We start from the raw sequence: 20907 nt of genomic DNA on the forward strand, positions 1-20907 counted from the left end.
AACATGAAAAAAATTTTAATTTTATCTTCTAATCCCAGAAAAGACCTGAACTTAGATCGAGAAATTCGGGACTTAAAAAAAGTAATCAACCGACATGGAAAAGAAGCAGAATTACAAGTTGAAATTGAGTTAGCTGTCCGTCCTGAAGATTTGCAGGAACTATTCCTAGAACATGAACCCCTAATTGTTCATTTCTGCGGACATGGAAGTGGAGAACCCGGTTTAGTGCTGCAAAATGAAGCCGGACGAGAACAGTTAATCAGTACCCATACTTTTTCTCATCTTCTTGGATTATTTAATGATAAAGTTGAATGTGTTTTATTAAATGCTTGTTATTCAGAAGTACAAGCTCAAGCGATTGTTGAGCATATTAACTATGTAATTGGGATGAGTCAAGAAATTCGGGATGATGCGGCGATCGCATTTGCTACCGGATTTTATCAAGCCTTAGCTTATGGTAAATCTATTCATGAATCCTATCAACAGGGTTGTGTAGCAATTTTAATTAAAATTCCCGAAAAAATTACCCCTCAGTCCCGCAGTGTTGAACCCACTCGTCAGTGTGAACTGATTGATATTATTGATGACGAAGTTCCTATACCCGAACACTTAAAACCAGTTCTAAAAAAGAAAGCAGAACTTGTCCATATTCCCAATACAAGATCGTCTTCTAATTTCAGGGTTTCACCGGATTTAATAGAAGCGGTTCAAAGAGAAATTTACCGCAAAAGATATCGAGAACAAGCGAGAGATGTTTGGGATGATTTTGGACAAGCACCCGCTAGAGTTCAACCCTTAAGTCAACAAGAATATCGTTATCGACAAGCATTAGTTCACCGAGTGAAAGAATCTTGGATTAAAGGATTTTTAGAAAAGTCTCTGCATACTAATGCTCTAATTGAATTTAATATCAAAGAACGTCCTGATGCTGTTCAACGTGCTTTTGATGATGTTCCTGTGGAACTGGATGAATCCTTTGAAGAACTCGAAGAAACAGAAATTTATACGGAGATGGGAACCGGAAAAACTTTGCTGGTTTTGGGGGAACCCGGAACCGGAAAAACCATTACATTATTAAAAATAGCACAACGGTTAGTAACTCGCAGTGAACAGGATTTAAGTCTACCCATTCCCGTTGTTTTTACCCTTTCCTCTTGGGTTAATAAACGACAAAATATTGCAGACTGGTTAGTTGAAGAACTCAATAATCGATATAAAGTTCCTCCTTCTTTGGGTAAAAGTTTGATTAAACAAGAGGAATTAATTTTACTATTAGATGGTTTAGATGAAGTCGCAGAAAAATATCGGAATGCTTTTGTGCGGGGATTGAATCAATTTATAGAAACCCATGGGGTTACTGATATTGTAGTCTGTAGTCGAGTGCGAGAATATGAAGCCCTTTCCGAACGTTTAAAGTTAAGTAGTGCCATTTGTATTCAACCCCTAACCTCTGAACAGGTTTATCAATATTTAGATGAAGTGGGAAACCAACTAATTCATTTGAAACAACTGTTAAAACAGGATCAGCAACTGGAGGAGTTTGCTACAAATCCTTTGATTTTAAGTGTAATGAGTTTAGCTTATAAAGATTTTTCAGAGGAAGAACTCTTACATCAACTGAGTTCACCGGAAAAACGCTATCAACGTTTATTTGATACCTATATTAAACGAATGTTTCAACGAAGCAAGAAAAACAATCTATATCCCCAAGATCAAACAAAAAAATGGCTAAATTGGTTAGCAAAAGGGATGATTAAATCCTCGCAAACCGTATTTTTTATTGAGCAACTACAACCCACTTGGTTACAAAACCCAGTCCAAATTAATGTTTTTTATCGGATGGTTTTAATTCTGATCAGTGCTTTAGTTTCTGGGCTAATTTCGATCCCAATTTCTTTAACTCTTGGTTTTTTAGATCAACTCATGGGAATGCAAAATGGAATAGTTCTTGGGCTACTACTGGGTATTGTCAGAGGACTATTAGTTGGAATGATTTTTGGAATTATTATGGCTTTGAGTAAATTAGAAATTAAACCTGTAGAAAGTATCAAATGGTCTTGGCAAGAAGCCAAAAATAGTGTATTAGGCGGACTGATTTTTGGTATAATTTCTGGGATATTTTTTGGGATACAAGCCGTACTAATTGTAAAAAATAATGTTACAAGTGATGCCATCGGGGACTATAAACTGCTGGGAGAAACTAGGGCATTACTTCTGTTTGGATTATCTAATTTTATCTATGGAACTCTACTTTATTGTATGAGTCGAGGTTTTAGAGGCCCAGAAATAGAGACTCGAATTTTTCCGAATCAAGGCATTTGGAAATCCGCTAAAAGTGCGGGGTTATTGGGGCTGTTAGGAGGAGTGATAGTCGGTCTACCCCAGGGGTTGATTTTTGCCCCCATATTAGCATTAATGACGAGCCAGAAAGTAGGGATAGCAACGATGTTACCTGGGCTAATAGGAGGAGGGTTATATGGGCTATTTTTGGGACTTATATTTGGTGGAATTGGGGTTTGTATTCAACATTTAACTTTACGTCTGATTCTTTCCTTCAATCAATATGCTCCCTGGAATTATGCAGGATTTTTAAACTATGCCACGGATTGTCTATTTATGCAAAAAGTTGGGGGTGGATATATCTTTGTTCACCGGATGTTATTAGAACATTTTGCTAACATGAAACCAGATTAAATATTGTATTTAAAATTAGCTCAATAATTACAGGAGATTAATGTCATGCAAAACCACCAAAAAATCGCCAATAAAATTACTAGACTTGCCAGTTTTATATTAATATTTTTTGCCGCTGTATTGCCCCATTATCAAACTTTAGCTTGTCCTGAAAATAACAGAACTCTCCAGGTTCAAAATCTATCCAAATAAATGTTATGTAATCTTGTTATAATCAATTCAATACCCGAACTCAAGCCAACACCTATTTGAGTAATCAACTGATGGTAACACTCAAAACTCAACTCACCCTAGACGAATTTCTGATCCTTCCCGAAACCGACTTAAACTATGAATTGATTAATGGAGAAGCAATTTCAAAAATGGCTCCTAAACGTTTTCACTCCCGACTCACAGGAACCCTATATACCCTGTTAACCCAATGGTGTCAAAACCGAGGAGAAGTGGGGATAGAATGGTATGAACATTGTTCCTTTTCCCTTTCCTTTTAGGAGAGGGTAGGGAGAGGTCAAGAGAGCTTATCATGTTATAATCATAAAGGTAATTTTCATCCATGAGCTATGTCCGAAGGATTACAAACCTCAAGGCTTCAACAAGCACTGGATACAGTAGAATCCCTCTCAATCGAGGAACAAAACCTAATCGTTGAAATCTTAGTGAAGCGCCTACAGAGAAACCGTCGAGAACAACTACTCCAAGAAATTAGAGAAGTTCGACAGGAAGCCTCTGAAGGCATGATTATAGTGGGTTCTGTAGATGATTTTCTTAGGGAGTTAGATACTTGAGAAAAATTGCTTGGACTCCCAAATCTCTAAGAGCCTACAGACGATTAATTCGCCAAAATCCGCAGTTGCGAGTAGCGATTGAAGAAACTCTCCGTCAACTGGCTACTGATCCTTTTCATCCTACTCTAAAAACTCATAAACTTTCGGGTGAATTTGATGGGATTTGGTCAGCATCAATTGACTATCGTTATCGTATTTTGTTCGAGTTTACTGTTATCAATGACTCGGAAAATATTATCTTACTGTTGAACCTCGGAAACCATGATGATGTCTACTAAACTTAAAAGTTAAGGGCGATCGCATTATTCTTAAAACCTCTCCTAACTTTTGCTATTTTACCACTCTTGAAATAATTGAAAGCGACTTTAACCATTACTCATGCTGGAATGAATACAACTTTAGAATCCTTTATTACTAAGGTACTTACAGAACCCTCTTATAAAAAAAGAGCGATCGCCTTAGAAGGATTGCAACTCACGCCTCTGCAAGTTTTTCAACAAGCCGGGATTATTTAAAATTATTAATATTGTTGCTCCTGATACCGCTATACCTGATCAGGCAAACTTATGCTACTTTTTTAAATAGTTAGAATGTTTATCGTTAGTATCTAGCCAATTAGGGATATACTAACTCACAAAAAACATCTATCTAAAGACAGATTTAGCCTCGTTTGCCTGCTGTTGGAGAACGGTTTCAATATGCTGACTATCCCCGGTGTTGAAGTCCAAACTTGCATCTATGAAAGTACGAATTCCCTAGTTTATCGTGCTATCCGAAAGCTAGATAACGAACCTGTTATTGTTAAAATCCTTAAGGAAAATTACCCTACACCCCAGGAACTCGCTCGTTATCGCACGGAATATCAAATTACTCAATCCTTGGATTTAACGGGGGTGATTAAAGTGTATGATTTGCAACCCTATCAAAATACTTTGGTGATGTTTTTAGAGGATTTTGGGGGGGAATCTTTAAAAATATGCTTGAAAAAAAGACAATTTACCTTAGAAGAATTTTTGAAAATTGCGATCGCCACCACAGAAAATTTAGGATTTCTTCACGCGGCTAATATTATTCACAAAGATATTAACCCCTCCAATATTGTTTTTAACCCCACCACCGGGCAAGTAAAAATTATTGATTTTGGCATTTCCACAAAATTAACAAGGGAAAACCCAACTCTCAAAAACCCTAATGTTTTAGAAGGAACTCTCCCCTATATGTCTCCCGAGCAAACGGGAAGAATGAATCGCAGTTTAGATTATCGGACTGACTTTTATTCCCTGGGTATCACTTTTTATGAACTGCTCACCCACCAACTTCCTTTTGATAGCACCGATGCCCTAGAATTAGTTCATTTTCATATGGCTAAAAAGCCCCTATCACCCTCACAAATTAATCCAGAAATTTCTCAAGTTTTATCAGATATAGTCATGAAATTAATGGCGAAGAATGCCGAAGAGCGGTATCAAAGTGGATTAGGAATCAAAGCAGATTTAGAAATCTGTTTAAATCAGTTAATTAATACTAAAACTATATCAATATTTCCCTTAGCTTGTCAAGATATTTCGGATCAATTTAAAATTCCGCAAAAACTCTATGGTAGAGAGGCAGAAATTGAAACTTTATTAACAGCTTTTGAGCGAGTTTATGAGCAAAGTGAATTCTTTTTAATTGCGGGTTATTCGGGAATTGGCAAGTCTGCTATTATCCAAGAACTCTATAAACCTATTACTCAAAAACGAGGTTATTTTATTTCAGGCAAATTTGACCAATATCAACGCAATATTCCCTACAGTGCAATTGTCAATGCTTTCCAAGAATTAGTTAAACAATTGTTAGCTGAAACTGAAGCACAGCTACAGGAGTGGCGACAAAAAATATTAACTGCTTTAGGGATAAATGGTCAAATTATTATCGATGTTATTCCCGAAGTCGAATTAATTATTGGAAAGCAACCTCCTGTTTCTGATATGGGAGCAACAGAATTTCAAAATCGATTTAACATAGTATTTAAAAATTTCATCAGAGTTTTTACGCAACCTGACCATCCGTTAGTCATATTTTTAGATGATTTACAGTGGTCAGATGGGGCATCTTTAAAATTAATGCAACTTCTGATGAGTCAGGCTTCAGCCGGACTTTTTTTAATTGGTGCGTATCGGGATAACGAAGTTTCTGCTGTCCATCCCTTAATAGCGACATTAGATGAAATTGCCAAGAATGGAACAATTTTTAAGCAACTTTTTCTTTCGCCCTTAAACTTGCCAACCGTGATTCAGCTTATTTCCGAGACCCTCAACTGTGAAGCAAAACAAGCAACACCCTTAGCTCAATTATTACAAATAAAAACGGGTGGCAATCCCTTTTTTATGAATGAATTTCTCAAATCCCTTTATACAGAGCAACTCTTAGATTTTAACTATAAAACCTTAAGTTGGCAGTGGAATTTAGAAAAAATTCAAAAGCGAGGCTTCACGGATAACGTTGTGGAACTGATGATTAACAAAATTCAAAAGCTTCCCAAAAATACCCAGAAAACCTTAAAAATTGCTGCTTGTATTGGAAATCAGTTTGAAGTGAACCTCCTGAATTTAATCAATCAAAACCCTTTAAAAGAAACGGTTAATGCACTTCGTCCAGCCGTTGCCGAAGGTTTAGTTATTCCCATCAATAATATGGAGGATATAGAACTCGCGATCGCCTTCTGCGGAGCGGAGCCCATCGCAACTCAAGAATTTACAAATCGTCTTTTATCAACTCCCCCATTTCAATCCCTCGAATACAAATTTGCCCATGATCGAATTCAACAAGCTGCCTATTGCCTTATCCCCGAACCGGATAAACCGATCATTCATCAGCAACTTGGCAGACTCCTATTACAAACAACCACTTTAGATCAACAAGAGGAGAAAATCTTTGATGTTGTTAATCAACTCAATTTCAGCCTGCCACTGATTTCTAGTCAGTCTGAAAAAGATGAATTGGCTCAATTAAATCTCAAAGCGGGTCAAAAAGCCAAACTCTCGGCTGCCTATCAACCCGCTCTCAATTATTTGCAAACCGGAATCGAACTCTTAGCCCCGAATAGTTGGCAGCATCAATATTCTCTAACCCTCTCACTTTATGAAGAAGCTGCCGAAGTTGCCTATGTTAATACAGATATGGCTTTATTAGAACAATATATTCAAGAAGTTTTATCAAATACTAAAACGGTACTCGATCAAGTCAAAGTGTATCAATTAAAAATTAATACTTACATCTTTCAGGGCGAGTTTACTAAAGCGATTAATACAGGATTAGGTGTGCTGAAATTGCTAAAAGTTAGGTTACCCAAAAAGCCGAGTCAGCGTGATGTTTGGTGGGGATTACTACGGACGAAATTAGCCATTGGATTACGACCGATTTCCAGGTTTGTTGACCTGCCCTTAACTAGCGATCCTTACCCAAAAGCAGTCATGCGTCTCCTCTATGCAATTAGCACAGCTGCCTATATCACAACACCTAGATTACTATTGTTGATCATCTTTCATTACCTGAGCCTATCCCTGAAGTGGGGTAACCTTCCTGAATCTGCTTTTTGCGCTTATGGTAGCTACGGTGGAATGCTCTGTGGCTTGTTGCGAGACGTTGAGTTGGGCTATCAATTTGGTCAGCTTGCCCTGGAGGTAAGCTCCCACTTCAATGACAGGGCAGTTCAAGTGAGAACAGAGATGGTGGTTCTGGTTTTTATCCGCCATTGGGTAGAACCGGTTAAGGAAATCTTAAAGCCTCTGTTGGATGCCTATGCAGTTGCACTGGAAACCGGAGATTGGGAATATGCGGCTAATTGCGCCTACTACTACTGTGGCTACGCCTTTCTTAGTGGCTTGGAATTGACGCAACTTGACTCTGAGATGGGCAACTATACTCAAGCCATGTGTGAAATGGGGCAGACCTTCGTTGTTGAAGTCCAAGAGCGATGGCATCAGATGGTTTTGAATTTGCGGGGTCAAGGAGAAAATCCTTGTTCTTTAGTGGGTCAGGTTTTTGACGAACGGGTGGTGCTGCCTGTGCTACTGGAGCGATGTGATTGCGAAGCACTGGCTCACCTGTACTTTAGCAAAATGATGCTTTGCTTTTTATTTGGTCAAGCTTCGCAAGCCGCTGCTCATGCTGAACTTACTGAAGGGTATTTCGATGGGGGCACTGCTGTTCTAACGGTTCCCCATTTTTATTTTTATGATTCCCTGGTTCGCCTTGCATTGGTGATGGATGCAAAGAAATTGGAGCGTCAGCGTTTGCTCCAGAAAGTGCTTCGCAATCAGAAGAAGATGAAAAAATGGGCACATCATGCTCGGGTGAATAACTTGCAAAAGTATTTATTAGTGGAAGCTGAACGGTGTCGAGTATTAGGAAAAGAGACACAGGCGATGGATTATTATGATCGTGCCATTTCCAGTGCCAAAGAAAACAAATATATTCATGAAGCAGCGATTGCTTGTGAACTGGCTGCTAAGTTTTATCTCTCAAAAAATAGAGAGCTTGTTGCTAAATCCTATATGCAGGAAGCCCATTACTTATATGAACTCTGGGGTGCAACCGCTAAAGTCCAACATTTAGAAACACAATACCATCAGTTCTTTACAATTAATAAAGAAATTGCTCAAGACATCTCAACGTCTGTCTCAACAACTGGCAAGCATTCGAGTTTTTCTTTAGATATCAATACCATCATGAAAGCTTCCGAAGCTATTTCTGAAGAAATTATTCTTGAAAAGTTACTCTCTAAATTCATGAATGTTTTAATAGAGAATGTTGGTGCTCAAAACGGTTATTTAATTTTAAAAAATCAAGAAGAACTTTTAATAGAGGCTGAGTGTGCTTTAGATCATGAAGGAGTGGAAGTTTTACAATCTATTCCAGTTAAAAATTGTCAAAAATTAGCAGAGTTGATTGTGGGCTATGTAGCTAGAACTAAAGAAAAAGTCGTGCTAAATGATGCAACCTCTGAAGGACAATTTACAAATGATATTTATATTCAAACCCATCAACCAAAATCGATTTTATGTGCGCCTTTGATGAACCAAGGACAACTCAGTGCAATTGTTTATTTAGAAAATCGTTTAACCGCACAAGTTTTCACTCCTGACAGGTTAGAAATTTTGCAATTATTATCAGGACAAGCCGCGATCGCTATTACCAATGCTAAACTTTACACTGAAGTTAAAGAACGGGAAAGCCAACTCACTCAATTTATTGATGCGATGCCAATTGGTGTTACTGTTCTGGATAAGAATGGGCAAGTTAATTATGCTAATCAAGCATCTTCTCAACTAACAGGAATGAATACTATACACGAACTTAATTATCAGCAATTTGCCAAAGTTGGTCAGGTTTATCGAGCCGGAACAAAGCAATTATATCCCACAAATCAAATGCCAATTGTTCGTTCTTTAGCGGGTGAAACAGTTAAAGTTGATGATATGGAGATTCATCATCTGGATCAAATTATCTCTTTAGAAGTTTCTAGTACACCGATTGTGGATGAAACCGGTCAAGTTAAATATGCGATCGCCACTTTTCAAGACATCACCGAACGCAAACAAGCGGAAAAACTCTTAGCAGATTATAACGCAACTTTAGAACAACAAGTTACAGAACGTACCCTAGAACTCCAACAAGAAATTGCAGAAAGAAAACGAGCAGAAGCCAGCGCAGAAGCCGCCAACCAAGCCAAAAGTATATTTTTAGCCAATATGAGTCATGAACTCCGAACTCCTCTTAATGCCATTTTAGGATTTTCTCAACTAATTAATCGTGCTTCTAATTTATCTTCAGAACAGCAAGAAAATTTAGGAATTATTACCCGAAGTGGGGAACATTTATTAACTCTCATTAATCAAGTTTTGGATTTATCAAAAATTGAGTCGGGACGAACTACCATGAATGAAAATGATTTTAATTTTGATCAATTATTAGAAGATTTAGAGGATTTATTTTATTTTCAAGCTCAAAATAAAGGAATTCAGTTGCTCTTTGAAAAATCACCCTATCTCCCTCAATATATCCGAACAGATGAAGTAAAATTACGTCAAATTTTAATAAATTTATTAGCAAATGCCGTTAAATTCACCTCAGAAGGAGGGGTCTGTTTAAGGGTTAAATCGGAAACGGATCAGTTATTCTTTGAGATCGAAGATACGGGAATCGGGATTGCACCGGAAGAATTAGAAACTCTATTTGAAGCGTTTGTACAAACCCAATCTGGTCGGAATTCTCAACAGGGAACGGGATTAGGATTAGCGATTTCCCGGTCTTTTATTCAGCTATTGGGCGGAGATTTAAAAGTAAAATCCTCAGTAGGAAAAGGAACTATTTTTAATTTTGAGATTAAAATTATTATTCTTGATCGGATAGATTCTCAACCTCAAATTCCCGATCAAAAAGTGATGAGTTTAGCTCCTAATCAACCTGAATATCGAATTTTAGTGGTGGATGATCGTCGGGATAACCGAACAATGTTAATTCAATTATTATCCAGTTTAGGCTTTGAAGTTTATGAAGCCAGTAATGGCATTGAAGCGATTGAATCTTGTCAACAATATTCACCCCATTTAATTTTTATGGATATGCGGATGCCTGTGATGGATGGTTATGCAGCAACACAACATATTAAAAATACAATACAAGGTCAAGAAACCGTAATTATTGCGGTGACTGCGAGTAGTTTTGATGAGGAAAGAGCAATTGTTTTATCATCCGGTTGCGATGATTTTATTAGAAAACCCTTTCGAGATATGAAAATATTTGAAATTTTACAAAAACATTTAGGAGTAGAATTTATTTATCAAGAATCAGATATTTCTCTTTTATCTAAGGTAAATTTAAAGGTTTTAACAACTCAAAGTATAGCGAATTTACCTTCTAATTTAGTAACAGATTTATTTGAATCAATTGTTAATCTGGATCAACAAAAAATGGAAGCTATCACCGCAGAAATCAAGAGTCTTAATTTAGAATTAGGAAATGCGATCGCCCATCAAATCCAGCATTTTCAATATCAACAATTACTGAATTTAATTGAAATGGTTGTGGAAGAAGGGAGTAGGAAATAGTTAATAAGTAATGGGTTTTGGACTAATAACGAGTCGCGGGCGGGTTCTTTGAGATAGGAGTGAATCACCGCGCATCTCGACGAACCCGCCCCTACAACTGATACCAGCTTGCTAGATTAAAAAAATGCTTAAAAAACCGCAAAAGTCTATAATTTAAGCTATAAATAGTCTAATATCCGACTCCCATCTTCCTAGGTTGAATTTCCCTATTGATGCTTGCTAAATTAAATTCATGCAGGTTTCAACGCGCATCTCTGTGTCTGCTGAACCCGATTAATGGCCTTTTCATCAAAAAAAAATGAATATTTCTGTTAATTCTTCTGCCTTGGGGCAGATTTTAATTGTTGATGATGTACCAGAAAACTTAAATCTTTTAAGCGGAATGTTGTCGAGTCGAGGATATAAAGTTAATCTCGCTCCTAGCGGAAAATTAGCTCTAAAATTTTTAGAATCTAACCGACCGGATTTAATTTTACTAGACATTATGATGCCTGAATTAGATGGTTATCAAGTCTGTAGTCAAATTAAATCTTGTGAACAAAAACAAGATATTCCTATTATATTTTTAAGTGCTTTACAAGAAGTTTTTGATAAAGTTAAAGCCTTTTCTTTGGGGGCAACTGATTATATTACTAAACCTTTTGAATATCAAGAGGTTTTAGTCAGAGTTGAAAATCAATTACGTCTGAGAAGACTCTCAAAACAGCTATTACAACAAAACCAACAACTGGCTGAAGAAATTGCCGAACGCCAGCGAGTAGAACAACAGATTAAGCAACAAAAGGAAGTTTTACAAACGATCTTTGATCAAATTCCAGTAATGTTAGTTTTGTTGGATGATCACAACCAAATTCAATTCGCTAATCAAACTTTAAAAAATACATTGGGTTGGACAATAAAAGATTTCAAAAATCGAGATTTTCTTACCCAATTATATCCTAATTATGAAGATAGTCAAGTTTTTTTAAACCATCTTCAGAACGCAACATCAGAATGGCGAGAATTTCAGCTTAAAATAAAAGCGGAAGAATCCTTAGAAACGGCTTGGGCATTTATTCCTTTAAATCAAGGGGAACGCATTGGGATTGGTCAAGATATTCGGATTCATAAACAAGCTCAAGACGCTTGTATTTTAGAAGAAAGAAACCGGATGGCACGAGAAATTCATGATGGTTTAGCCCAGGCTTTCACGGGAATTATTATTCACTCAGGAGCCGCATTAAGAGTGATACCAGAAACACTTGAAGCGACGATTAATCATATTCAAACGGTACGGACTTTAGCTCAATCAGGACTGGCTGAAGCCAGACGTTCCGTGGCAGCATTACGTCCCAAATTATTAGAAGAAGGTGATTTATGCAACGCATTAAATTGTTTAATCAATCAGATGAAAACCTATACTGAGGCAACTCTTTTATTAGATGTGGTTGGAACTCCTTATTTTTTAATTTCTGAAGTCGAAAATCATCTTTTGAGAATCGGACAAGAAGCCTTGACAAATGCGATTAAATATAGCCATGCTAGTCTGATTACCCTGGAATTAATCTATGAACCAACGCAATTAATTTTGCGAATTCAAGATAATGGACAGGGATTTGATCCTCTTGCCGTTAAAAATGGTTTCGGTTTTTTGGGAATGTCAGAACGTGCGGAGCGCATCGGAGCAAGACTTACCATTCAAAGCCAATTAAAGCAAGGAACATCAGTGATTGTATTAGTTCGTCGTCCTGATAAAAACTAAAAATTAATAGGAAATTTGTCATCTAATAGCAACTGCAATCTTTGAATTTTAAGGGTGTATAAAAATGACTAATCAACTGAATAAAATTAGAGTTTTAATTGTTGATGATCACTCGATTGTTAGACAGGGTTTAGTCAGTTTATTAAATAGAGAAGAAGATTTAACTGTTGTGGCTGAAGCCGGGAATGGACAGGAAGCAATTGAATTGTTTAGAAAATATCAACCGGATATCACGTTAATGGATTTGAGAATGCCGGACATGGATGGAACTTCTGCTATTAAAGTGATTGTAAATGAGTTTAAGAATGCTCAAATTATTGTGTTAACTACCTATGATGGTGATGAGGAAATTTATCGAGGATTACGGTTAGGGGCTAAGGGTTATTTGCTAAAAGATACTGACCCTAATGAATTATTAATCGCCATTCGGACAGTGGCTAAAGGTCAAACTTATATTCCATCTTTGGTAGGAGCAAAATTAGCTGAACGGATGAGTAGTCCTCAATTAAGTGACCGTGAATTAGATGTCATTCGTTTAATTGTTGCAGGAAAAAGTAATCCAGAAATTAGTTTAATTTTGCATATTACTGAAAGTACCGTTAAATTTCATGTTAATAATATTTTTGGCAAATTGAACGTTAATGATCGAACGCAAGCTGCATTGGTCGCCCTAAAACGAGGAATTGCCAGTACCTGGCGGAATCCCTAGAAAAAACCTATTTTTTTAATGCTGTTCACACTCTGTAGTCTATCATATTAATCATGAATAAACTCTTAATTACAGGGGCTAGTGGTTTTTTAGGATGGCATCTTTGCCGAATTGCTCAAACTCAATGGCAAGTATATGGCTTAACTCATTCTAAAACTATTAATATCCCTAATATTTGTCTTTTGAAGACAAATTTAACCGATATTCAAGCACTCAAAAATCTGTTTCGAGAAATTAAACCTGATGCCGTTATTCATGCGGCGGCTCAATCTCAACCTAACTTTTGTCAACATTATCCTGAGATATCCTATCAAATTAATGTTATTGGTTCTTTAGAAATTGCTAACCTTTGTGCTGAGTTCAATATTCCCTGTGTTTTTACTTCAACAGACTTAGTATTTAATGGTTTAAATCCACCCTATAGCGAAACCGATTCCGTATCCCCGATTAGTTATTATGGAGAACAGAAAGTATTAGCTGAACAGGGAATATTAGAACGCTATCCTCGAACAGCTATTTGCAGAATGCCCTTAATGTTTGGGGATGCTCCTAACCATGCCAGCAGTTTTATTCAGCCTTTTATTCAAACTTTAAAAGCCGGAAAAGAGTTAAATTTATTTGCCGATGAATTTAGAACTCCTGTAGGGGGAAATACTGCCGCTAAGGGATTATTATTAGCCTTAGAAACTACATCAGGAATTTTGCATTTAGGCGGGAAAGAACGGATTTCCCGCTATGAATTTGGCTTACTCATGGCTGATGTTTTAGAGCTTCCAAAGCATTTAATTAAACCCTGTTCTCAAGCGGATATTAAAATGTTCGCGCCTCGTCCTCCCGATGTTTCTTTAGATAGTTATAAAGCCTTTAATTTAGGATATCAGCCTCCATTAATTCGGGAGGAATTAAGTAGATTAATATAAATAAAAAAAATATTGATAACTTCCTGGAATTAAATTCAAAAAATCTTGAATAATTAAAGTGGGAAGTGACCCCCTTGCAACCGATAAATCAAGGTTGTCCCTTCCTGCGACAAAAGAGGGTTAATATTAATAACTGAATTAACGACCTCTGGGTAAAGTAAACCCTTCCGCCGCCGCCCGATATTCCTCCACATCTTCATTAAAATCAATCGGTAAAACAGCGACCACATTTTCATGGGGACGGGGAATAATCACCCAGGTTTCTAAGGCGGCACCATAGGCTTTATCGACGGCTGCAATTCCGGCATCCATGGCGGTTTTCACTTCGGAAACATCGCCCCGAATCATAATCGTAAACCGCGCACTTCCTGCCCGAATATAGCCCACCAAGGTCACCCGACCCGCTTTAACCATGGCATCGGCGGCGGCTAAAACCCCAGGAAATCCTTTCGTTTCTAACGCTCCAACTGCTTGTTCTGCCATTGAATTTCTCCTAAATTAACTAGACTTTAAAAGTGTGGAAATTGAATATTTTTCGCAAAATAGAAATTATCTTAAGTGCGAAAACGTTCACTCAGTTCTGTGTAGCCAATAGACATAACATCCACAATGTTCTCAGGGGGGTTGGGAACAACGTAGTAAGTGATCACCGAACAGCCAAACGTCTTTTCTGCCGCTTCAACACCAGCTTGTACAGCAGGAACCACCTCCGATGTTGGGCCACGAACTGCCACTATAAATTCACCCCGTTCTGCTAAATCATAGTAAACCAGGGTAACTCGCGCAGCCTTGACCATCGCATCTGCTGCGGCTAAAACCCCTGGAAAACCCAGGGTTTGTATGACACCCACTGCCTCTGGCATTGAAGTCTCCTAGTAAAAACGGAACCGATCAAGATCATTGTACGACTCAATGGCACGTCAAGATAGGTTTACTGTTGTTAGCTATCCGGGGGCTGTTGAGCATAAAATGGATATTATGAAGTAATGATCAATTGAATATGACTCAAGCTCAAGTAAGATTTCAAAATTTTGAAGACTACTTATCTTTTGATGATGGTACAGAAAACTTGTATGAACTATTCAATGGAGAATTAATTCAAGTACCTCCCGAGTCAGGAAAAAATGTTGCAATTGCTGGATTTTTGTTTGTACAATTTGCCTTGCTAATCGGTCATTTAAGAGTCAGAGGACAGGGTTTAGAACTAGAGGTCAGGGGAGAACCTAAAAATCGCTATCCAGACCTAACAATTATTCGAGAGGAACATATCGAACAATTAGAAAAGCGCAATACATTACGTTTTTTTATGGCTCCTCCTTTAGTTGTTATGGAAGTAGTTAGTCCTGGGGAATTACAAAGAGATAGAGATTATATTGCTAAAAGAATGCAATACCAAGATCGAGGAATTCCTGAATATTGGATTATTGACCCACAATTACAAACCTTATTAGTATTAAAATTGGTCAATGATTTTTATACGGAAATTGGCACATTTCAAGGAAGCGATCGCATTTTTTCCTCACAATTCACCAATATAAACCTAACCGCCGATCAAATCTTTATTGCCAGTTATCAATAAAAAAATAGACGGTAATATTAACAACTATCCATAACTCTTTAATATAGCAACCACTAAGGCAGTTAGGACACCAGATGGATGTACCTGTCTTTTCCTCCGGTGTTCCCTGCTATACCCCCTTCATTCCTTTGTGTCTTCGTGCCTTTGTGGTTGATTAACTCATAGAAAACTGTCTTAATTCCCCAGGAATAACCGCCCCTTTTTCTGTTATAATAGCGGTAATTAATTCCGCCGGAGTCACATCAAAAGCCGGGTTAAAAAATTCCACTCCTTCGGGACAAATTCGAGTAGTTCCTACCTGATAAAGTTCCGTAGGATCTCGTTCTTCAATCGGAATTTCATCCCCAGTTTCTAATTTAAAATCTACCGTTGATAAGGGTGCAGCGACAAAGAAAGGAACGTTATGGGCTTTAGCCACAATGGCTAAACTATAGGTACCAATTTTATTCGCCGCATCGCCATTAGCCGTAATTCGATCAGCCCCCACAATCACTGCATGAATTAACCCCTGTTTCATACAATGGGCTGCCATATTATCGGAAATTAATGTGACTGGAATTTGATCTTGTACACATTCCCAAGTGGTTAATTTAGCTCCTTGTAACCGGGGGCGAGTTTCGTCAGCATACACTCGATTTAATCGTCCTGAATTCCAAGCGGAACGAATTACTCCTAATGCAGTTCCATACCCTCCTGTGGCTAAGGAACCCGTGTTACAATGGGTCAGAATATTGAGTTTTTCCGGGGTTTTAGGTAATACGATTAATCCCGCTTCTCCAATAGCAAAACAGGTGTTAATATCGTCTTCCCGAATCGTATTAGCTTTGTTTAATAAGGCTGTTTTAATCTCCTCAATTGTGCCGAGGGTTTCGGTTGCAGTTTGCAACATTTGATCAATGGCCCAAAACAAATTAACTGCCGTGGGACGGGTTGCCCGCAGGACTTGGGCAATGGGTTCTAGTTGGTTCAAAAATTCCTGACGGTCTGAGGTTTGAATCTCCCTCGCCCCCAAATATAACCCATAGGCGGCGGCAATTCCAATGGCTGGAGCCCCCCGAACAATCATGGTTTTAATCGCTTCTGCCATTTGTTGATAGGTGGTAATTTCTACCCGGGTATATTCATCAGGGAGACGGGTTTGGTCGATGAGGGAAGCGCGATCGCTTTCCCAAATAATCGGATAAACTTGAGTTAAAGTTGAGGTCATTTTTAGAGTTAAAGTTGATAGTAGAATATTGTTGCCAGTTATTTAATTATAAGTCTAAATTGAGCTTTAATAACGGAGTTAATTTTGGGTTTGTAATAGCTGTGATGCTGTCAAAGGATAGGACTGGTTATAGTTTGATAAGAAAGCAGAATTGATCACCCTATCCCCGGTAAAAATAGCCTGTTCATAGAGTCCCGTTACTAAACTAAAGACGGTAATCTGTTGTTGGATGGGGTCAATAATCCAATATTCAGGAATACCTCGGGCTTGATATTGTGATCGTTTATAACGATAGTCTCGCTGTTGATTTTCCTGACCAGGACTGACAACCTCCACCACCATTTGAGGGGGTGGCATATCTAGGGTAATTAAGGAGCGACTTGCCCCCTCCATCACCTGTACTAAGGTTTCTGTTAATACCATTAAATCAGGAATTCTTACCGTAGTTCGACTTCCCATCACCACCAATTCCGTTTTAAAAGTTAACCGAGAAAAGGAAACACCTAATTGTAGAAAATAGGCAAACAAAAAACAAGCAATACGTCGATTAATTTCGCTTTCAGTCGGCATTAATAGAAGTCTCCCATCCTCTAACTCATAACCAGCATCGGTATCCTGATCATAATTGAGAAACTCCTGCAAGGACATGATTTTTTCAGTCGTTGCATGGGTCATCGTGGCTTGTCCTCCCATGAACCTATCGGGTGATATTGATCTATTATAATCAAAATTAGGTTAAATTGAGTTTAAGTTTTAATCTTGTCCAAATCTGACTAATTTTATAGCGAAAATATTTAAACCCTGCTTTATATAATCGTTTAAAATCATAGTCAAATAAAATAGCCATCATATCTTCTAAAGATAAATCCCTTAAATAATAGACCCCTTTATCAATAGATTGATCACTATATTGTAAATATTTACTCAAACCCATTTGTTCTGACCAGTTCCAAGTTTGAGTATAGGTTTGTTTGATTTCTTGACGATATCCGGCAAAATTAGTTATTTTTCCCGATAGATAATCTTGAATATATCCCGCGGCAATATTCGCATTTTGCATTCCGTGACGAATACCCTCCCCGCCCAACATATTAACCATAGAAACCGCGTCCCCAATGGCAATAATATTATCCCGATAATAAATATCTTCTAAACCACTAGAATATTTTAACATTCCCCCATGATGGTTAATAATTTTATAGGGAATTTCTGTTAAATAATCCCTGAATAATAATTCCACATAGGAACGTAAAGTCTGAGTTTGATTAACCCATTCATGGGAACGATTTAATTGAGCAGACCCCACTTTTAAGCGATTATTTCCCATGGGAAAAATCCAAGAATAGCCCCGAGGCATCCAACGATGACCTAAAAAGAAAATTAGATCTTGAGAATAGGTTTGATAATCTGTTTCTGAAAGTTCAATTAAATATTCAATTCCTGTGCCCGTTAAATAATTAGGTTGGGGTGCTTTTTTAGTATACATCACCGCCCGAGTCGGCCCGGTCGCATCCACTAAAACTTGAGTTTCTACTAAAATAATTTCCCCGGTAGACCGTTGTTTTAATTCAACCATTGTATTTTGATTCTCTTTAAAATGCCTAAGATAGCGATATCCCATCCAAACCTCGCCACCCTGGTTAATAACTTCCGTGGCTAAAAATTCTCGTAATTTGGCAAAATCAAAAACAGCCCCCAAAGGCTTTGGAGACTGCCATTTTTGATGAACATTGGTGGTAATAATCACTAAATTTTGCCAAAAACTCCCGACCACAGTTTGCGGTAAATGGAATTTTTCCAAAGTTTCTAACGGTGTAGCGGCGCTGGAAAAATCATTTTTAGAAAAAGTTTCATGTTGTTCGACTAATAAGACGTGTTGACCCGCCTGGGTGAGTTGTCTTGCACATTGACCTCCGGCTGGCCCCGCACCAATAATCACAACATCAAAACGTTTCATCGGAATAAAATCTCAAGTTTAAAGAGTTATTATAGTTTAACAAATTACTGTTAATTTGATCCGATGATCGGGAATAGATGCCCAGAGGTCAATATTTTATCCGGTTTAATTTTGAGAATTGATTTCTCCTTTGGGTTGAAGACTTTCTGAGGAAGTTACGCTCGATGAAGATTGTAATATTATTGGGTTGAAAGCTGGAACTTGACAGGTGACTGTATTGGTTTTAGGTAAGCAAGCAATAGGTTGAGTCACAGGCGAAGGAATAGAAACAAATTCTCCTTCTAAAACAAAGTCATCGGCATTCAGGACAACGCCTAAAATCTCTTGGGTAGATTTGAGTTTAATTACCACATCATCAGCCCGTCCATCTCCATCAAAATCGATTAATTCCGTATAGTCTAAATCCGTTTCATTGATGCCACCAGTCAAGCCAATTTTATCTCCATCATTGAACCAATCAAAATTATAAATCACAGGAACATGAAACATATTATGGCTGGCATCTTGGGTTTTTAGAATAAATATATCAGTATTGCCGTTACTACTGGGGGTTTGGGCATTTCCCGACATCGGCATGAACAAACTAATCATAAAAGGAACAATTGTGGCAATTAAACAGGTGCGAACTCGATTGGAAATCATACATTTTCCTCATGCTTTGATTTCACTCTACCTGGGGATTGAATGGCTTTAGTGGTTAGTGAGTGCTACTATTCTAAGTTCTACAAGGTTGAGAGAAAATTGGGGGGTTTATTTCAAGGGAAAACCCTGATTAAATCAAGCAAAATCAGGGTTTTAGGGGTTGTGTCTGTTATTGAGAAAATAGACAGTTAGAAAATTGGAAAGTTTGGCTTTACACTATTTCATATCCCTGGGAAACCCTGATTATCCCAAACCCCTAATTTTCAGGATGGGATTTCCCTGTTGCGGTGTTCCCGCTTATTTCAACACAGTTTTAGACACAATCCGGGTTTTCTTCTTATCACTTTCGGATAATTCTTCTCCCGATTGTAAGCGAGTCGCACTGGTTTGTAACACCGTTGCTGCGTTTTTATCCCCCATTTGTAAAGCAGTTTTAGCGGCGGTTTGTAACATGGTTGCAGCCCCCGCCCGGTCGCCTTGTTGCAGTTTGGTTTCGGCAATTTGAGTTTGACGATATTTGGCTAAGGTTAAAATTTGTTGTTGCACAAACCCATCCATTTTGGGTTGATAATCACCGACAAAATTACCTTCCACAATCACCAAATCAGAATATAAATTTTTTAAATCTAAGGATGGATCATCATAGCGGACTTGAACCTGGGCGATCGCTTGTTTTCCCGGGGGAAATTTATCAAAGTATAAATTAGCTAAAACCACCCGATCCACATCTTTCATCACATCTCCTAAACGGACAATCCATTTATCCCCTTCTTTTTGAATCGGTAATTCAATGGTATCGGGGGCAACTTGAGCGATGGGTTTGAGTTCAGCTAACCGGACATGGGGCATTAAATCCAATAATAAATAGGAATTAGTTAACCCCACCGACTGCATTTTATTAAACAAACGGCTAAATTCATCTAACGCTTGTTCGGGATATTCAATATAGGCTAAAGTTCCCCCAGCAGCATCGGCAATTTTTTCTAAAACATCGGAATTCCAATCTTCTCCAAACCCTAAAGTATTAATCGTTAAGTTATAAGTAGCGGCAAGTTTGGCGAGTTTTAAACAACGATCATTATCTCCATGTTCATTTTCACCATCGGTTAATAAAAACCCTTGAGAAATTCGTTCTTGTTTGCCTTTTCCTAATTCCTCAATCCCTAATTTTAGCCCCTCATCAATGGCCGTCCCCCCGGAGGATTTTAAGCCTTGAATTTTCCGTTTAATATTGTCCAAATCCGTAATATCTTGATTGGGAATTAAAACCTTGGCGCGGTGATCAAAGGTTATAATAGAAATGCGATCGCCAGGTTTTAATCGATCCACTAACTCAATCGCCGCCTGTTTCACGGTTTCTAGGGGTTTTCCACTCATAGAACCGCTATGATCTAAAATTAGGCACAAATTCAAAGGGACATCGGCATCACTTTGAGAGGGAAACGCCGAAATGGAGATCGCCAACTGACGTTGACTATTGCCAACGGACAGATCAAAGTTGGGATCACTAAGAATAGCTTGTAAACTGAGTTTCATAGGATTACCTGAAGTTGCGCTACTATTTCTATAAGTTTAAGGT

Annotated in this window: 18 protein-coding genes; 11 read left to right on the forward strand and 7 right to left on the reverse strand. The window is 37.9% G+C overall.

Annotation, left to right across the window (positions count from 1 at the left end):
* The first annotated feature begins 3 nt into the window (after positions 1 to 3).
* From PL11201_RS00240 to PL11201_RS00275, 10 genes are all read left to right on the forward strand, one after another.
* Complete coding sequence (locus PL11201_RS00240) at positions 4 to 2694, forward strand: CHAT domain-containing protein (RefSeq protein WP_079676647.1); 2691 nt, start codon at positions 4 to 6, stop codon at positions 2692 to 2694.
* Positions 2695 to 2739: 45 nt separating this feature from the next.
* A complete protein-coding gene (locus PL11201_RS26335; RefSeq protein WP_159451483.1) occupies positions 2740 to 2886 on the forward strand; it encodes a hypothetical protein in 147 nt (48 codons plus the stop codon).
* 71 nt (positions 2887 to 2957) lie between these two features.
* Positions 2958 to 3185 (forward strand): Uma2 family endonuclease, encoded by a 228-nt coding sequence (locus PL11201_RS00245; RefSeq protein WP_339394333.1) that lies wholly within the window; start codon positions 2958 to 2960, stop codon positions 3183 to 3185.
* A gap of 69 nt (positions 3186 to 3254) precedes the next feature.
* Positions 3255 to 3479: a hypothetical protein gene (locus PL11201_RS00250; RefSeq protein WP_079676648.1), complete on the forward strand. Its 225-nt coding sequence runs from the start codon at positions 3255 to 3257 to the stop codon at positions 3477 to 3479.
* Positions 3476 to 3757, forward strand: coding sequence for a type II toxin-antitoxin system RelE/ParE family toxin (locus PL11201_RS00255; protein ID WP_079676649.1), 282 nt, complete (start codon positions 3476 to 3478; stop codon positions 3755 to 3757). Before PL11201_RS00250 ends, PL11201_RS00255 begins: the two co-directional genes overlap by 4 nt.
* Positions 3758 to 3832: 75 nt before the next feature.
* The gene (locus PL11201_RS26340) at positions 3833 to 3994 is read left to right on the forward strand and encodes a hypothetical protein (protein ID WP_159451484.1); all 162 of its coding nucleotides are present in this window, start codon (positions 3833 to 3835) and stop codon (positions 3992 to 3994) included.
* A 183-nt stretch (positions 3995 to 4177) separates the two neighbouring features.
* Positions 4178 to 10573, forward strand: coding sequence for an AAA family ATPase (locus PL11201_RS00260; protein WP_079676650.1), 6396 nt, complete (start codon positions 4178 to 4180; stop codon positions 10571 to 10573).
* A gap of 298 nt (positions 10574 to 10871) precedes the next feature.
* Positions 10872 to 12314, forward strand: coding sequence for a response regulator (locus PL11201_RS26965; RefSeq protein WP_079676651.1), 1443 nt, complete (start codon positions 10872 to 10874; stop codon positions 12312 to 12314).
* Between the two features lie 64 nt (positions 12315 to 12378).
* Positions 12379 to 13023, forward strand: a complete 645-nt coding sequence (locus PL11201_RS00270; RefSeq protein WP_079676652.1) for a response regulator — start codon at positions 12379 to 12381, stop codon at positions 13021 to 13023.
* Between the two features lie 53 nt (positions 13024 to 13076).
* Positions 13077 to 13943 (forward strand): SDR family oxidoreductase, encoded by an 867-nt coding sequence (locus PL11201_RS00275; RefSeq protein WP_079676653.1) that lies wholly within the window; start codon positions 13077 to 13079, stop codon positions 13941 to 13943.
* 138 nt (positions 13944 to 14081) lie between these two features.
* On the opposite strand, the gene PL11201_RS00280 is transcribed toward PL11201_RS00275, so the two are convergent.
* Positions 14082 to 14426, reverse strand: a complete 345-nt coding sequence (locus PL11201_RS00280; protein WP_079676654.1) for a carbon dioxide-concentrating mechanism protein CcmK — start codon at positions 14424 to 14426, stop codon at positions 14082 to 14084.
* Positions 14427 to 14497: 71 nt separating this feature from the next.
* Positions 14498 to 14806: a BMC domain-containing protein gene (locus PL11201_RS00285; protein ID WP_079676655.1), complete on the reverse strand. Its 309-nt coding sequence runs from the start codon at positions 14804 to 14806 to the stop codon at positions 14498 to 14500.
* A 137-nt stretch (positions 14807 to 14943) separates the two neighbouring features.
* Here PL11201_RS00285 and PL11201_RS00290 point away from each other — a divergent pair, with 137 nt between their 5' ends.
* Positions 14944 to 15522: a Uma2 family endonuclease gene (locus tag PL11201_RS00290; protein ID WP_079676656.1), complete on the forward strand. Its 579-nt coding sequence runs from the start codon at positions 14944 to 14946 to the stop codon at positions 15520 to 15522.
* 154 nt (positions 15523 to 15676) lie between these two features.
* Here PL11201_RS00290 and mtnA read toward each other — a convergent pair whose 3' ends face one another.
* From mtnA to PL11201_RS00315, 5 genes are all read right to left on the reverse strand, one after another.
* Entirely contained in the window at positions 15677 to 16729 is a 1053-nt protein-coding gene (gene mtnA, locus PL11201_RS00295; RefSeq protein WP_079676657.1) for an S-methyl-5-thioribose-1-phosphate isomerase, read from the reverse strand.
* 78 nt (positions 16730 to 16807) lie between these two features.
* Complete coding sequence (locus PL11201_RS00300; RefSeq protein ID WP_200816671.1) at positions 16808 to 17404, reverse strand: Uma2 family endonuclease; 597 nt, start codon at positions 17402 to 17404, stop codon at positions 16808 to 16810.
* Between the two features lie 55 nt (positions 17405 to 17459).
* Positions 17460 to 18686 carry an NAD(P)/FAD-dependent oxidoreductase gene (locus PL11201_RS00305; protein WP_079676658.1) on the reverse strand — a complete coding sequence of 409 codons (1227 nt, stop codon included), beginning with the start codon at positions 18684 to 18686 and terminating at the stop codon, positions 17460 to 17462.
* A 105-nt stretch (positions 18687 to 18791) separates the two neighbouring features.
* Positions 18792 to 19328, reverse strand: coding sequence for a hypothetical protein (locus tag PL11201_RS00310; RefSeq protein ID WP_144017627.1), 537 nt, complete (start codon positions 19326 to 19328; stop codon positions 18792 to 18794).
* Positions 19329 to 19625: 297 nt separating this feature from the next.
* Positions 19626 to 20864, reverse strand: a complete 1239-nt coding sequence (locus PL11201_RS00315) for a vWA domain-containing protein (RefSeq protein WP_079676659.1) — start codon at positions 20862 to 20864, stop codon at positions 19626 to 19628.
* Positions 20865 to 20907 lie beyond the last annotated feature (43 nt).

Source organism: Planktothrix sp. PCC 11201 (genome assembly GCF_900009135.1).
Taxonomy (GTDB): Bacteria; Cyanobacteriota; Cyanobacteriia; order Cyanobacteriales; family Microcoleaceae; genus Planktothrix.

What these genes read in the sequence shown, in the direction of transcription:
- PL11201_RS00240 (WP_079676647.1), top strand. Translation starts at nt 4, where the DNA reads ATGAAAAAAATTTTAATTTTATCTTCTAATCCCAGAAAAGACCTGAAC.
- PL11201_RS26335 (WP_159451483.1), top strand. Translation starts at nt 2,740, where the DNA reads ATGCAAAACCACCAAAAAATCGCCAATAAAATTACTAGACTTGCCAGT.
- PL11201_RS00245 (WP_339394333.1), top strand. Translation starts at nt 2,958, where the DNA reads ATGGTAACACTCAAAACTCAACTCACCCTAGACGAATTTCTGATCCTT.
- PL11201_RS00250 (WP_079676648.1), top strand. Translation starts at nt 3,255, where the DNA reads ATGTCCGAAGGATTACAAACCTCAAGGCTTCAACAAGCACTGGATACA.
- PL11201_RS00260 (WP_079676650.1), top strand. Translation starts at nt 4,178, where the DNA reads ATGCTGACTATCCCCGGTGTTGAAGTCCAAACTTGCATCTATGAAAGT.
- PL11201_RS26965 (WP_079676651.1), top strand. Translation starts at nt 10,872, where the DNA reads ATGAATATTTCTGTTAATTCTTCTGCCTTGGGGCAGATTTTAATTGTT.
- PL11201_RS00270 (WP_079676652.1), top strand. Translation starts at nt 12,379, where the DNA reads ATGACTAATCAACTGAATAAAATTAGAGTTTTAATTGTTGATGATCAC.
- PL11201_RS00275 (WP_079676653.1), top strand. Translation starts at nt 13,077, where the DNA reads ATGAATAAACTCTTAATTACAGGGGCTAGTGGTTTTTTAGGATGGCAT.
- PL11201_RS00280 (WP_079676654.1), bottom strand. Translation starts at nt 14,426, where the DNA reads ATGGCAGAACAAGCAGTTGGAGCGTTAGAAACGAAAGGATTTCCTGGG.
- PL11201_RS00285 (WP_079676655.1), bottom strand. Translation starts at nt 14,806, where the DNA reads ATGCCAGAGGCAGTGGGTGTCATACAAACCCTGGGTTTTCCAGGGGTT.
- PL11201_RS00290 (WP_079676656.1), top strand. Translation starts at nt 14,944, where the DNA reads ATGACTCAAGCTCAAGTAAGATTTCAAAATTTTGAAGACTACTTATCT.
- mtnA (WP_079676657.1), bottom strand. Translation starts at nt 16,729, where the DNA reads ATGACCTCAACTTTAACTCAAGTTTATCCGATTATTTGGGAAAGCGAT.
- PL11201_RS00300 (WP_200816671.1), bottom strand. Translation starts at nt 17,404, where the DNA reads ATGACCCATGCAACGACTGAAAAAATCATGTCCTTGCAGGAGTTTCTC.
- PL11201_RS00305 (WP_079676658.1), bottom strand. Translation starts at nt 18,686, where the DNA reads ATGAAACGTTTTGATGTTGTGATTATTGGTGCGGGGCCAGCCGGAGGT.
- PL11201_RS00310 (WP_144017627.1), bottom strand. Translation starts at nt 19,328, where the DNA reads ATGATTTCCAATCGAGTTCGCACCTGTTTAATTGCCACAATTGTTCCT.
- PL11201_RS00315 (WP_079676659.1), bottom strand. Translation starts at nt 20,864, where the DNA reads ATGAAACTCAGTTTACAAGCTATTCTTAGTGATCCCAACTTTGATCTG.